The 12675-nt window shown below is 49.1% G+C and carries 12 protein-coding genes; 6 read left to right on the top strand and 6 right to left on the bottom strand.

Features of this window, described 5'->3' with window-relative positions:
• Nucleotides 1-6: 6 nt before the first annotated feature.
• Genes ORJ00_RS08190 through recG form a run of 3 tightly spaced genes read left to right on the top strand, consistent with a single transcriptional unit; the run spans nucleotide 7 to nucleotide 4369 of the window.
• Complete coding sequence (locus ORJ00_RS08190; RefSeq protein ID WP_306125793.1) at nucleotides 7-837, top strand: substrate-binding periplasmic protein; 831 nt, start codon at nucleotides 7-9, stop codon at nucleotides 835-837.
• Nucleotides 834-2273 (top strand): substrate-binding periplasmic protein, encoded by a 1440-nt coding sequence (locus ORJ00_RS08185; protein WP_306139531.1) that lies wholly within the window; start codon nucleotides 834-836, stop codon nucleotides 2271-2273. The genes ORJ00_RS08190 and ORJ00_RS08185 overlap by 4 nt, the downstream gene beginning before the upstream one ends.
• Before the next feature lie 17 nt (nucleotides 2274-2290).
• Nucleotides 2291-4369, top strand: a complete 2079-nt coding sequence (gene recG / locus ORJ00_RS08180) for an ATP-dependent DNA helicase RecG (protein ID WP_306139530.1) — start codon at nucleotides 2291-2293, stop codon at nucleotides 4367-4369.
• 8 nt (nucleotides 4370-4377) lie between these two features.
• Here recG and ORJ00_RS08175 read toward each other — a convergent pair whose 3' ends face one another.
• From ORJ00_RS08175 to ORJ00_RS08150, 6 genes are all read right to left on the bottom strand, one after another.
• Nucleotides 4378-5547 carry a trans-sulfuration enzyme family protein gene (locus ORJ00_RS08175; protein WP_306139529.1) on the bottom strand — a complete coding sequence of 390 codons (1170 nt, stop codon included), beginning with the start codon at nucleotides 5545-5547 and terminating at the stop codon, nucleotides 4378-4380.
• Between the two features lie 95 nt (nucleotides 5548-5642).
• Nucleotides 5643-6470 carry a sulfate/thiosulfate ABC transporter permease CysW gene (gene cysW, locus ORJ00_RS08170; protein WP_306139528.1) on the bottom strand — a complete coding sequence of 276 codons (828 nt, stop codon included), beginning with the start codon at nucleotides 6468-6470 and terminating at the stop codon, nucleotides 5643-5645.
• Nucleotides 6467-7312, bottom strand: a complete 846-nt coding sequence (gene cysT / locus ORJ00_RS08165; protein WP_306139527.1) for a sulfate/thiosulfate ABC transporter permease CysT — start codon at nucleotides 7310-7312, stop codon at nucleotides 6467-6469. The genes cysW and cysT overlap by 4 nt, the downstream gene beginning before the upstream one ends.
• A gap of 2 nt (nucleotides 7313-7314) precedes the next feature.
• Nucleotides 7315-8322, bottom strand: a complete 1008-nt coding sequence (gene cysP / locus ORJ00_RS08160) for a thiosulfate ABC transporter substrate-binding protein CysP (RefSeq protein ID WP_306125799.1) — start codon at nucleotides 8320-8322, stop codon at nucleotides 7315-7317.
• A 15-nt stretch (nucleotides 8323-8337) separates the two neighbouring features.
• Nucleotides 8338-9402, bottom strand: coding sequence for a sulfate/molybdate ABC transporter ATP-binding protein (locus ORJ00_RS08155; protein ID WP_306139526.1), 1065 nt, complete (start codon nucleotides 9400-9402; stop codon nucleotides 8338-8340).
• A gap of 352 nt (nucleotides 9403-9754) precedes the next feature.
• Entirely contained in the window at nucleotides 9755-10201 is a 447-nt protein-coding gene (locus tag ORJ00_RS08150) for a hypothetical protein (protein ID WP_305973960.1), read from the bottom strand.
• A 171-nt stretch (nucleotides 10202-10372) separates the two neighbouring features.
• Here ORJ00_RS08150 and ORJ00_RS08145 point away from each other — a divergent pair, with 171 nt between their 5' ends.
• From ORJ00_RS08145 to ORJ00_RS08135, 3 genes are all read left to right on the top strand, one after another.
• Nucleotides 10373-11158, top strand: a complete 786-nt coding sequence (locus tag ORJ00_RS08145) for a putative hydro-lyase (RefSeq protein ID WP_306139525.1) — start codon at nucleotides 10373-10375, stop codon at nucleotides 11156-11158.
• A 142-nt stretch (nucleotides 11159-11300) separates the two neighbouring features.
• Nucleotides 11301-11648 (top strand): metalloregulator ArsR/SmtB family transcription factor, encoded by a 348-nt coding sequence (locus ORJ00_RS08140; protein WP_306139524.1) that lies wholly within the window; start codon nucleotides 11301-11303, stop codon nucleotides 11646-11648.
• Between the two features lie 18 nt (nucleotides 11649-11666).
• On the top strand, nucleotides 11667-12671 hold the full coding sequence (locus ORJ00_RS08135; protein ID WP_306139523.1) for an ArsJ-associated glyceraldehyde-3-phosphate dehydrogenase: 1005 nt from the start codon (nucleotides 11667-11669) through the stop codon (nucleotides 12669-12671).
• Nucleotides 12672-12675 lie beyond the last annotated feature (4 nt).

Below are 12675 nucleotides of genomic sequence, written 5' to 3'. Positions count from 1 at the left end.
GTTTCTATGGGGATAAACAGGCTGTTACAAGGACTACTGGTAAGCACACTTCTTGCCAGCGGCACGGTAAAGCCTGAAGAACCCTTAGCTGAGCCTGCACAGGCTCCTATTGAGCTTGTTTGGTGTTTAGACCATTTCTCTCGCTTTCATAACTATGAAGATGTCGACAAACCTTTCGGACCCTCGGTAGATTTAATGCAGGAATTAGCACGACGTGTTGGTTTTGTGCTGCGTTTTACGCCACGCACAGTGGTAAGTCGTTGTTTCAAACTGATGGAAGAAGGCAAAGTTGATCTTATGTCTAACCTAAAGTTTAGTGACCAACGAAATCAATTCATGTTTCTGCTGCCATATGAAACTACAGTGCCGGAAAGCGTCTTTATGCGACGAACCGATAAAAGAGCTATCACCAGCTACTCTCAGTTAAAAAGCCTGACTGTAGCAAGTATCCGCGGCTACTTGTTCAGCCAAGAGACCATGCGATTTTTAGCTCAAAACCCTTCATATGTGGCTCACGTTGAATCAATTGAAGTGGGTCTGGAAATGCTAAACCGCGGTAGAATTGATGCGTTAATATCGCCTACCGTTAGTACCTCAGAAGCCATTTTTACAGTAAACAGTTATGACAGCCGCTTCCGTATTGCTACGCTAAATATGGATGGCGCTAAACCGGAGTATATTAATATCGGCTTGTCACGTGCCAGCCCACATATGAACTTACTGCCCAACATTAAACAACACCTTAACGATATGCAGCAAGATGGTACGGTTAAACGCTTATACACCGATGTTGTCATTAGTCCGAGAATAAATGAGCTCAGAGGGATAACGCCATGATGCGGACCTTAATACTGAGTCTATACCTGCTATTATCCTGCTGCATTAAAGCGGAACAGCCCAATGTGCAATGGTGCCTGGACAACTATCCCAACCGCCATAACTATCCTGAACAAGGCGAGCCGTATGGCCCAACCGTTGACTTTATGCAAGAGTTGGCGAAGCGTGCCGAATTTAACCTGACGTTTAGTCCGAATACTCCCTTTGCACGCTGTCTAAAACTGATGCAGGAGGGTAAAACCGACCTGATGACCAGTTTAAATTACAGCGACGAACGCAACAGTTTTATGCATCTTATTCCATATGATCATGCCAGAGCAGAACGCTTGTATATTCACCATCAGCACAAAGACATTATAGATATGGCCGAGCTTAGCAATATGACCGTTGGTATTATCCGTGGCTACATATACAACGCAGAGCTACCCAATTTACTTATCAATCACAGTAAAAACGTTGTAGAAGTCGATACCGAAGAATCTGCCATGGCAATGTTGTTGTATCAACGTTTGGATGCGGTGATAGCACCGATGCTAACCGCAGGAAACCTGATTAATAACCACCCACGTTTTAAAGACAAACTTAAAGCCGCTAGCCTGTCCTTTCCATTTAACAAAAATACGTATGTCAATATCGCTCTGTCGCGCAATAGCCCTCACGCCCGGCTATTAGAGCGTATTCAGCATGAAATTTTACAAATGGAACAACAAGGCCTGATTAAACACTACTACAAAAACGTCAGGCAAATGAACCAACCTGTACTGCAGTGGTGTCTCGACCACCTGCCGCCCCGGCATATTTATCAGCCAGGAATGACAGAACCCACAGGCCCAATGGTCACTATGATGCGTGAATTGGCCAAGCACAGTGGTTTTGAACTGTCATTCTCCGTACCCACCCCGGCCAAGCGGTGTCTACAACAGCTTATAGAGGGTAAAACCGATATTGTCACTGGCGTAGTTGATACATCTGAGCGACAGCAACATCTGCTGATGGCCCCGTTTGATATTGCCCGAACAGAAAGTTGGTTTGTGCGTAAAAGCCAACAGCCTAAAGGTGAATCAGCAATACATACGGTAGCGCTGCTTAAAGACAAACCTTACCGCAGCACATTAACTGCAGAGCTTGCACAAAAAAATATTCGTTTGTTGTTTGTTAACAACGCAGAACACGCACTGACCTCGTTATTTTTAGAAGAAGTTGATGCCATTATTGGGCCTGAGCATGTTATTAGTCATGCAATAGCATCTCAGCCTCGCTTTAAAAATAGCTTGGTGTTACTGAATACCCCTGCAGATACTAGAGCGCAAAGTGCTAATTTGGCAATGTCTAGAACCGGCACCCATGCGCTGTTATTTGATACTATCAGTAGCGAACTAACCCGGATGATGGCGGATGGCAAAACACGCTTTTACACTACCCCTGCACAACAATAGCCATAAAAAGGACAGGCGTGAACAGTTCGTTACAACAGTATCCGATTTCAACCATCAAAGGTGTTGGGGCAAAAGTGGCAGAGCGCTTACACAAGTTAGCCATTTTCAGCATCCAGGACATTCTGTTTCATCTGCCACTTCGCTATGAAGATCGCACCCGAATTTATCCCATTGCGGATTTAATGCCTTTAATGCATGGCACTGTGTTGGGTGAAGTGATCAGCAGCGAAGTACAAATGGGCAAAAGGCGCAGCTGGTTAGTGAAAATTAAAGATGGCAGTGGTTTTCTAACCTTGCGCTTTTTTCACTTTAGCGCGGCACAAAAAAATGCTGTAACACCCGGTATATTGTTACGCTGTTTTGGCGAAGCTAAGCGCGGTCCGCGTGGCTTGGAAATGCTACATCCGGAATACCGCGTGCACGACGATGAGCAATTACTCGACGTTGCCGAAACACTCACCCCAATTTACCCCACGACAGAAGGCCTACGCCAGGCTACCTGGCGTAACCTGACAGATGCAGCCTTAGATTATTTGCAGCGCAGCCCGCCGGATGAGTTTTTGCCAGCGGCATTGTTGCAGCAACCTTGGTCGTTAACAGCAGCATTAAGCTATATTCACCGGCCACCACCGGATGCCAGCCTACAACTGTTCGAGCTGGGTAAACACCCGGCACAGCAGCGGTTGATTATTGAAGAGTTAGTGGCGCAACAGCTGAGCATGTACAAACTGCGTAGCCAAAGCCAGCAGCAACATGCCGTTGCGCTGCAAACAGACCTTACTCTTGAGCAACGTTTTTTAGCTGCCTTACCCTTTGCCCCTACCGGTGCGCAGCAACGCGTAACAGCGGAAATACGCCACGATTTAAGTCAAACACTGCCGATGCTACGCTTAGTGCAAGGCGATGTAGGATCTGGCAAAACCTTAGTCGCCGCGCTCTCAGCCCTTACGGCGATTGGCAATGGCTATCAGGTAGCGTTAATGGCACCAACAGAATTACTGGCAGAGCAACACGCCACCAATTTTGCCCGCTGGTTTACGCCTTTAGATATCAGCGTGGCCTGGCTTGGCGGTAAAACCAAAGGTAAAGCCCGGCAAACTACGCTGGCCGCTATCGCTGATGGCAGCGCGCAAATGATAGTAGGCACCCATGCCTTATTTCAGCAACAGGTTGAGTTTAAAGCCTTGACGCTTATCATCATCGACGAACAGCATCGCTTTGGTGTACATCAACGCCTCGCCTTGCGGGAAAAAGGCGGCATTGCAGGTAAATATCCGCATCAATTAGTGATGACCGCAACACCAATACCGCGCACCTTAGCCATGACTGCCTATGCCGATTTAGATACCTCGATTATTGACGAACTTCCACCCGGCCGCACGCCAGTTACTACTGTCGCCATACCCGATACCCGCCGCGATGACATCATAGAGCGCGTACGCAGTGCCGTGACTACAGAGCAGCGTCAGGCGTATTGGGTATGCACCTTAATAGAAGAATCGGAAACGCTGCAATGTCAGGCCGCAGAAGACACCATGTTAAACTTACAGCAAGCGTTACCTGAATTAAAAATTGGCTTAGTACATGGCCGGTTAAAAGCGGCCGAAAAACAAGCAGTGATGCAGCAGTTCAGCAGTGGACAATTAGATTTATTAGTTGCCACCACGGTTATTGAAGTGGGCGTAGATGTGCCTAATTCCAGCCTGATGATTATTGAAAACCCCGAGCGGCTTGGCTTAGCACAGTTGCATCAACTACGCGGTCGTGTTGGTCGTGGTAGCACAGCATCACATTGCGTCTTGCTGTACCACTCTCCACTGTCCAGAACAGCACAATCGCGACTCAGTGTACTGCGCGATTCTAACGATGGTTTTGTTATTGCCCAGCGCGATTTAGAAATTCGTGGCCCGGGCGAGCTGCTCGGCACCCGGCAAACCGGCGTGTTGCAGTTTAAAATTGCCGACTTAAGCCGCGACGCGGACCTGCTACCGCAAGCGCAACAAATAGCTACCACGCTGTGGCAACAAAACCGCAGCGCCAGCGAGCAGTTAATAAAACGCTGGCTGGCGAATAAAGAGATTTATGGTAATGCCTAAGTATAGTTTTACCGCACTGCGGCCTGGAGCGCCTGTTGTAAATCAGCAATTAGATCTTCAGCATCCTCAACCCCAATACTCAGGCGGATTAAGTCGTCCGTTACACCAGCAGCTAAACGGCTTGGTGCATCCATCGCCGCATGAGTGGTGCTGGCAGGGTGACAGGCCAGACTCTCCAAATCGCCCAGGCTTACCGCTTGAGTAAACAGCTGCAGACTATCAAGGAAGCGCGCTGCGCGGTCAAAACCGCCGGCAAGTTCAATACTCACCATGCCGCCAAACGCGCCCACGGTTTCAGCCAGCACCGGGTAGCCGGCATCAGTGGTTAAACCCGGATAAATCACTTTAGCCACCAACGGATGCTGTGCTAAAAATTCGGCCACTTTGGCTGCCCCGGTCAGGTGTGCATCCATCCTTAGCGCCAGCGTACGCAAACCGCGCTGCAGTAAATAGGCTTCCTGCGGGCCTATTGGTGCGCCAATATGTTTCAGCGCTATCGTACGCACCTGCTGCATCAGCTCTGCGCGCCCCGCCACTACACCGGCAATAATATCGCCATGGCCGCTTAAATATTTGGTGCCGCTGTGCATCACTAAATCTATACCGTGTTCCAGAGGCTTAAATAAATAGGGCGTTAAAAAGGTATTGTCACATACCGTAATGGCGCCGGTTTTCGCCGCAGCCGCTTTTACCTTACGGTAGTCTGTTACCTTCAGGTTCGGGTTAGTGATGGGCTCAAACAACACTAACTTAGTACCCGGATTAATATTGGCCAGCAAGTCATCATCACTCAAATACCGGCTTACCGTAATACCGGCGCGGCTTAGGGTATTAATTAGAAACGCCGCTGTGCCGCCGTATACCGGGTCGATAAAGGCGACTTCATCGCCGCTGCTCACCAACGCATAAAAAATACTGCTAACCGCCGCCATGCCACTGGCTACCACCAGCGCCTCGTCAGCACCTTCCAGCTTGGCCAATTGCTGTTCCAGCGCTTGCACTGTTGGGTTGCCCATGCGGCTGTAGATAAAGCCCGGCTGTTCACCGGCAAAGCGGGCTTTACCCTCTGCTGCCGTGCCATAAGTAAAGGTACTGCTTTGATAAATGGGGGTGGTTAACGCGCCGGTATGCGCATCGGCACCGGCACCACTGTGAAGTAATCGGGTTTTAAATTTCATAAGTCATATCCGTCAAACAAGCTTTCTTTCAGCATGATGCGTGTATGCTACCTCAGCAAACAAACTCAAGCAGCACTTTATAGCGTTGCCACAGATTATTCTTGTCGTGCCAGCTTCCACTGTAAAAACGCCTTCACCACCAGCGTAGCTATGGCAATTAACGTCAGTAACGCGGCGGCGATAAAAGCGCCGGCGGTGTTGTAATCTTGCTGCAACAGCTCAATATGCAGCGGCAGGGTGTTAGTTTGGCCACGTATGGTACCGGACACCACCGACACGGCACCAAACTCGCCCACCGCACGGGCGTTAGTTAAAATAACACCGTACAGCAGCGCCCAGCGGATATTGGGTAAGGTAATGTGCCAAAACACCTGCCAGCCACTGGCGCCTAACAGCACGGCGGCCTCTTCCTGCTCGGTACCCAACGTAGACATCAGCGGCACCAACTCGCGCACCACAAACGGGCAAGATACAAATACCGTCACCATCACCAGCCCGGGCCAGGCGAACATTAGCTGCACATCATGCTGATCTAACAGCGAAGCAAAAGGCCCGTTACTGCCATACAACAGTAAGTACAATAAGCCGGCTACCACCGGCGATACCGCAAACGGAATATCAATCAGGGTGAGTAATAGCCGCCGGCCGGGGAAACTAAACCGCGTAACACACCATGCGATAAGGGTGCCGAAGACTAGGTTTATCGGCACCGTTAAACCCGCCACCAATAAGGTTAAACCAATTGCATGCAACATGTCGGGTTCGGCCAGATTACGCCACACCCCACCGATACCGGCAGAAAATGCCGCGACAAAAATAAACACCAGCGGCACAACCAGTAACAGCAGCGTTAACACCACACCGGTACATATTAATAGCGGCCGCAGCCAGCGCTGACGGCTGTTTAGTGTCGTTTGGCTCATTTTGGCCCACCGGTAATATGTTGATAGCGTTGCTGCATACCATTGATAATAAACAGCAATACCAGCGACACTAGCAACACCACGCTGGCAATGGCCGCGGCGGCAGCATAGTCAAATTCCTGTAACCGGACAAAAATCATCAGTGAGGTCACCTCAGTTTGCCACGGCAAATTACCGGCAATAAAAATAACCGCACCAAATTCGCCCAAACTTCGGGTGAACGATAAGGCTGTGCCGGTAAGCAGTGCCGGTTTTATCTCTGGTAAAATCACTTTAAAAAAGGTTTGCAACGGGCTGGCTCCCAGGGTAGCCGAGGCTTCTTCGTATTCTGAGCCAAACTCTTCCAGTACCGGCTGGACTGTACGCACCACAAAAGGCACGCTGGTAAAGGTCATCGCTACCACAATACCCAGCCAGGCATAGGACACTTTAATATCCCATAGCGCCAGATATTGCCCAAACCAGCCCTGAGTTGAAAATACTGCCGCCAGGGTTAAACCGGCTACTGCAGTAGGTAGCGCAAAGGGCAAGTCCATTAACCCGTCCAGCAGCAAGCGGCCAGGAAAGCGGTAACGGGTTAAGATCCAGGCCATTAACAGGCCAAAAAACAGATTAAAAATGCTCGCTACCGCAGCAGCCGAAGCGGTTACTTTATAAGACGCCACCACGCGCGGGTCGCTGATGATTGCCCAGTACTTCGCCCAGCTTAGTTCAGCGGTTTGCACCACTAAGCCGGTAATAGGCAGTAGAATAACCAGACTGATAAAAAACAAACTGCTGCCAAGGCTAATACCAAAGCCCGGCAACACGCGTTTGCTGTTATTACTGCGATAAAAGGTCACGGTTAACGCTTGCCCTGTGCCAGCAGTTTATCCAGCAGTGCGCCACTGGCAAAGTGCTGTTGCTGCACCTGCTCCCAGCTGCCGAATACCTGCTCTACCGTAAACAAGCTGGTTGGCGGGAACTGCGCTTTGGTGGCTTCAATAACGTCCGGGTTGTGCACCCGGTAGAAATAGCGCGCCAACACTTGCTGCGCTTCTTTGCTGTATAAATATTGCAGGTAGGCTTTAGCCTGCTTTTCTGTGCCGTTTCGGGCAATATTACGGTCTATCCAGGCCACCGGGAACTCGGCCAGCACATTGGTTGGCGGCACAACACGTTCAAACTGCTGGTCCGGATACTGCGCAATAATATTGTTTACTTCCGACTCAAAGGTAATCAGCACATCACCCAATTCACGGTCAACAAAAGAGGTAGTAGCACCGCGGCCACCGGTATCAAACACCACTACGCGGCTTAAAAAGGTTTGCAGCCATTGCTGCGCTTTTTGCTCATCGTTATCAAAACGTGCCAACGCATCACCGTATGCACCAAGGTAGGTATAACGGGCATTGCCGGACGTTTTCGGGTTTGGAAATACCAGACCCACGCCGTCTTTGGTTAAATCTGCCCAGCTACTGATTTGCTTAGGGTTACCCTTGCGCACCAAAAATGCCATGGTGGAATAATACGGCGAGCTGTTATTAGCCAGGCGGTCGCGCCAGTCAGCCGGCAGTAAATTACCGCGCTGGTGCAGAATATCAATGTCGGTGCTTTGGTTAAACGTCACCACATCAGCCCGCAGGCCCTGAATAATCGCCTGCGCCTGACGCGATGAACCACCATGCGACTGATTAATACTCAGCGTTTCGCCGGTTTGTTGTTTGTAGTGTTCGATAAACAGCGGGTTTATCTCGGCAAACAGCTCGCGGGCGATATCATAGCTGCTGTTTAACAGCTCTTTTGCCGTTACCGGTGCCGCCAGCAATGCCGCTAACAGCAGCAGGGTAAACTTTTTGGTGTGCTGCATCATGGTTATTCCTTTTACTTAAATGCCTTCACCGAGGAAGACTTTGCTATAGCGCGGCTGGATCCAGGCAATGTCGCCCTGTGCCAGCTGTAATTGTTTAAACTGCTCTTTGGGTAATTCAATATGAATAAGTTGTTGGTCGGTATCACTAAGCACCTCTAACCGTGCCACCGGGCCGACTATGGTGACTAAATCCAACGTCACTTTTAAACTATCGCTTAGCGGTGCTTTAAAGACGTCAATTTCATGTGGCCGCACATAAGCAAAGCCAGCCTGCTCCTCGCCATTGCTATGCTCCGGCGACGCCAGCTTAACGTTGCCGATAGTACTCTGGCCCTGTTTTACCCTGGCATGGAATAAATTTACATTACCCAAAAACTCGTACACGAAGGGATTCGCCGGGTGGTCGTATACCTGTTCGGGCGTGCCATCCTGCTCTATGGCGCCTTTGTTCATTACCACTATGCGGTCAGCCACTTCCAGCGCTTCTTCCTGATCGTGGGTCACAAAAACACTGGTAACATGAATTTCGTCATGCAAACGGCGCAGCCAGCGGCGCAGCTCGGCACGTACCTTGGCGTCCAGCGCGCCAAAGGGCTCGTCCAGCAGCAGCACTTTGGGCTCTACCGCTAAGGCGCGGGCCAGGGCAATACGCTGGCGCTGACCACCGGATAACTGTGCAGGATAGCGATCTGCCGTCCAGTCCAGTTGCACCAGTTGCAGCAGGTTATTCACTTTTTTGGCAATCTCAGCTTTGTTCGGCCGGAATTTCTTCGGTTTTACCGTTAAACCATAGGCAACATTTTCAAACACCGTCATATGTTTAAACAATGCATAGTGTTGAAATACAAAGCCAACACCACGCTCAGACACATGCCGGCCGGTAATGTCCTCATTATTAAAGCGAATACTGCCACTGTCGGCTTGCTCTAAGCCGGCAATAATGCGCAATAACGTGGTTTTGCCCGAACCCGACGGCCCCAACAATGCCGTTAACTCACCGGTTTTTATTTGCAGGTTAACGTTATCTACCGCAACAAAATCGCCAAAACGTTTGTTAACCTGTTCAATACTGATACTCATTGCCAGTTAGTCCCGATATTATTGCCATTGCAAATCATAGGCTGCATAAAGATTGCGGCTTTAAATAGCACTCAGTTTGATATCATAAATGGGATTTAAATAACCAATAAATAGCCATTAATGATTGGTTATATCAAAAGTGAATAAATGAAAGTTCAATACGTTTAAAGCTTAGTTGTACTGCATGACGTTGTTTGTGGCGGCATTACAAGCGCTATTGTTTGACGCGAGGTCTTAAGTAAACTTTGATGTGGGGTTTACAGCAAAATGGCGAGATATGATAGCCAGCGAATAACTTATAAAAACGCTGGCTGACGCTTAAAAAATTTATAGTAATGCTAAACGCAATGGCTCAGAACTGATAACCCAGCTCAAAAGCAATGGCAGGCTTGGTTTCCGTTTCGCCCACACTGCCGAAGAAACTGCTCTCATCCTCACGCCGCATACCTGCCGAAAAACCTAAACGCCAACCTGAATTAGCAAAACCTGAAGGGTAATATTGATAAGTAGCGACAAAGAAGCCGTCTTCCGCCGTTAAATCTTCGACACCGGCGGCCAAACCGATACTGTGCTGACGGGCGTCATCTATACTACGTTGCACACCCACTGCAGCACCGACTAAACCTACTGCCGCAGTCCACTTAATGTCGTCATGCAGCCACTGATATTGCGCTCCCACCACACCACCTGAGGCATAGCCATGGCCGATAGACCAATTGCTTTGAGCATTAGCTGCACCCGCGGATAGCAGCAGTGTCGCCAAACACAAGCTTTTTGCTTTTATCGTTAAATTACTCATAACATCCTGTTTAATAGTTAGTTTAAAAGGATACACAATAATTCATAAAGATATAAATGCAACCCTTGGTGCGCAAAACGTTATCGGCTGAAGCTATTACTCCCCACTGTTACGCCAGCATTAGCTGCAGTACACTGCATTATCTTACCTTGCGAATTTTTCGGAGACTTTATGTCAGTACAAAGCCCTTACCAGTTACGCCAACAGTGCCGCGATGGCGTTTTTAGCGGTAATACCTCGGGCTTTGCGCCGGGTTTTGTTCAGGCTAATATGGCCATTTTACCCAAGCAGTACGCGGCTGATTTTCTGCAGTTTTGCCATTTTAATCCCAAGCCGTGCCCGTTATTAGGTATGGCTGCCACACCGGGTGCTATCGACATGCCACAACTAGCGCAAGATTTAGATATCCGCAGCGATTTACCGAAGTACCGCATTTTCCAAAACGGGAAATTAACCGATGAAGTGACCGATGTAATAGAATACTGGCGTGACGATTTAGTCACTTTTTTAATTGGCTGCTCGTTCTCATTTGAAGAGTCCTTGCTGGCCGATGGCCTGGAAATTCGTAATATTACAGAAAAAGTAAACGTGCCGATGTACCGCACCAACATTGCCTGCACCCCGGCAGGCGTGTTTCATGGCGGTATGGTGGTAAGTATGCGGCCAATGAAGCCGGCTGATGCAATCCGCGCAATCCAAATTTGCTCGCGTTTTCCGCAGGTACATGGCGCGCCAGTACATTTTGGCGACCCGGCCGCTATTGGCATTAATGATATTACTAAACCGGATTTTGGTGATGCAGTAACAATAAAACCAGGCGAAGTGCCGGTATTCTGGGCCTGCGGTGTTACGCCCCAGGTAGCGATAGCCAATGCCGGCGTGGATTTTTGTATTACCCACAGCCCGGGCCATATGCTGGTAACTGACTTAGCTAATAGTAAGCTGGCCATGTTGTAACCTAAACGGATCACAGCACCAAGATACAACGCCCAGGCTCATAAGTGACCAATAACAGCTGTCACAAAATTGTCATTTGCATATATGAATATCCATATATATGATATTCCACATGTAATGTATTTTCTAGAGACCTGGCAGCATGACACCCGTGGCGTTTTTCAAATTACTTGCCGATGACACCCGGCTCTTGTCTATATTGCTGATCGCTGAACAGGGCGAGTTGTGTGTATGCGAACTCACCTGCGCTTTGAATGAAACACAGCCGAAAATTTCACGCCATCTGGCAATGCTACGTAAAGCCCAGTTGTTGCTTGATCGCCGTCAGGGCCAGTGGGTGTATTACCGCATTAATTCAGATTTGCCTGATTGGGCGCTTAGCTGTATCCGCCAAACCCTGACGCAAAACCCTGATATGTTGGCACCGTTACAACAAAACCTGTGTGCTATGGGCGAGCGGCCACAACGTTTATCAACCTGCTGCGCTTAACCTGAACTGGAGACAACAATGACCCTTAAAGTAGGTATTAACGGCTTTGGCCGTATCGGCCGCTTAGCACTGCGTGCTGCCTTTGACTGGCCGGAGTTGGAATTTGTGCAAATTAACGATCCGGCGGCTGATGCAGCAACTTTTGCTCACTTACTTAACTTCGATTCTGTACACGGCCGCTGGCAGCACAATGCCGATCACAACGACAATAAGATTATTATCAATGGTAAAGCCATTGCAGTAACCGGCAATAGAGCGATTTCTGATACTGACTGGTCAGGTTGTGACGTGGTCATTGAAGCCTCAGGTAAAATGAAAACCAGTGCCTTGCTACAAGGCTATTTGGATCAAGGCGTAAAACGCGTCGTGGTATCGGCACCGGTAAAAGAAAACGGAGTACTTAATGTGGTGATGGGCGTAAACCAGCACCTGTTCGATGCCAGTAAACACCGTATTGTCACTGCTGCTAGCTGTACCACGAACTGTTTAGCTCCGGTGGTAAAAGTCATTCATGAAAAACTTGGCATTAAACATGGCAGCATAACCACCATCCATGACTTAACCAATACGCAGTCAATACTGGACACGCCACACAAAGACTTACGTCGTGCCCGTGCCTGTGGCAGCAGTTTGATTCCAACCACCACCGGCTCAGCTACCGCCATTACCGAAATATTTCCCGAGCTTAAAGGCCGGTTAAACGGCCATGCGGTGCGTGTGCCACTGGCCAACGCCTCGCTAACCGACTGTGTGTTTGAAGTAGAGCGCCCCACCAGTGCTGATGAAGTAAACGCCTTACTTAAAGCCGCTGCTGATAACGAACTTCAGGGCATTTTGGGTTATGAAACACGACCACTGGTGTCGGTCGATTATAAAACCGACCCACGATCCAGTATTATCGACGCGCTATCTACCATGGTGATTAATGGCACCCAGGTAAAAATATATGCCTGGTACGATAACGAGTGGGGCTACGCCAACCGCACGGTTGAGCTGGTACGGATGGTTGGTCTTGCAGGATAACAGG

It is taken from the genome of Rheinheimera baltica (assembly GCF_030731985.1).
Classification (GTDB): Bacteria; Pseudomonadota; Gammaproteobacteria; order Enterobacterales; family Alteromonadaceae; genus Alishewanella; species Alishewanella baltica.
Note: the sequence above shows the minus strand (reverse complement) of the source record. Positions and strands in the feature narration are given on the sequence as shown.

Excerpts from the sequence above, each read along its gene's own strand:
- ORJ00_RS08175 (WP_306139529.1), bottom strand. The coding sequence starts at position 5,547 with ATGAAATTTAAAACCCGATTACTTCACAGTGGTGCCGGTGCCGATGCG.
- ORJ00_RS08145 (WP_306139525.1), top strand. The coding sequence starts at position 10,373 with ATGTCAGTACAAAGCCCTTACCAGTTACGCCAACAGTGCCGCGATGGC.
- ORJ00_RS08155 (WP_306139526.1), bottom strand. The coding sequence starts at position 9,402 with ATGAGTATCAGTATTGAACAGGTTAACAAACGTTTTGGCGATTTTGTT.
- ORJ00_RS08190 (WP_306125793.1), top strand. The coding sequence starts at position 7 with ATGGGGATAAACAGGCTGTTACAAGGACTACTGGTAAGCACACTTCTT.
- ORJ00_RS08135 (WP_306139523.1), top strand. The coding sequence starts at position 11,667 with ATGACCCTTAAAGTAGGTATTAACGGCTTTGGCCGTATCGGCCGCTTA.
- ORJ00_RS08185 (WP_306139531.1), top strand. The coding sequence starts at position 834 with ATGATGCGGACCTTAATACTGAGTCTATACCTGCTATTATCCTGCTGC.
- ORJ00_RS08150 (WP_305973960.1), bottom strand. The coding sequence starts at position 10,201 with ATGAGTAATTTAACGATAAAAGCAAAAAGCTTGTGTTTGGCGACACTG.
- ORJ00_RS08140 (WP_306139524.1), top strand. The coding sequence starts at position 11,301 with ATGACACCCGTGGCGTTTTTCAAATTACTTGCCGATGACACCCGGCTC.
- cysW (WP_306139528.1), bottom strand. The coding sequence starts at position 6,470 with ATGAGCCAAACGACACTAAACAGCCGTCAGCGCTGGCTGCGGCCGCTA.
- cysP (WP_306125799.1), bottom strand. The coding sequence starts at position 8,322 with ATGATGCAGCACACCAAAAAGTTTACCCTGCTGCTGTTAGCGGCATTG.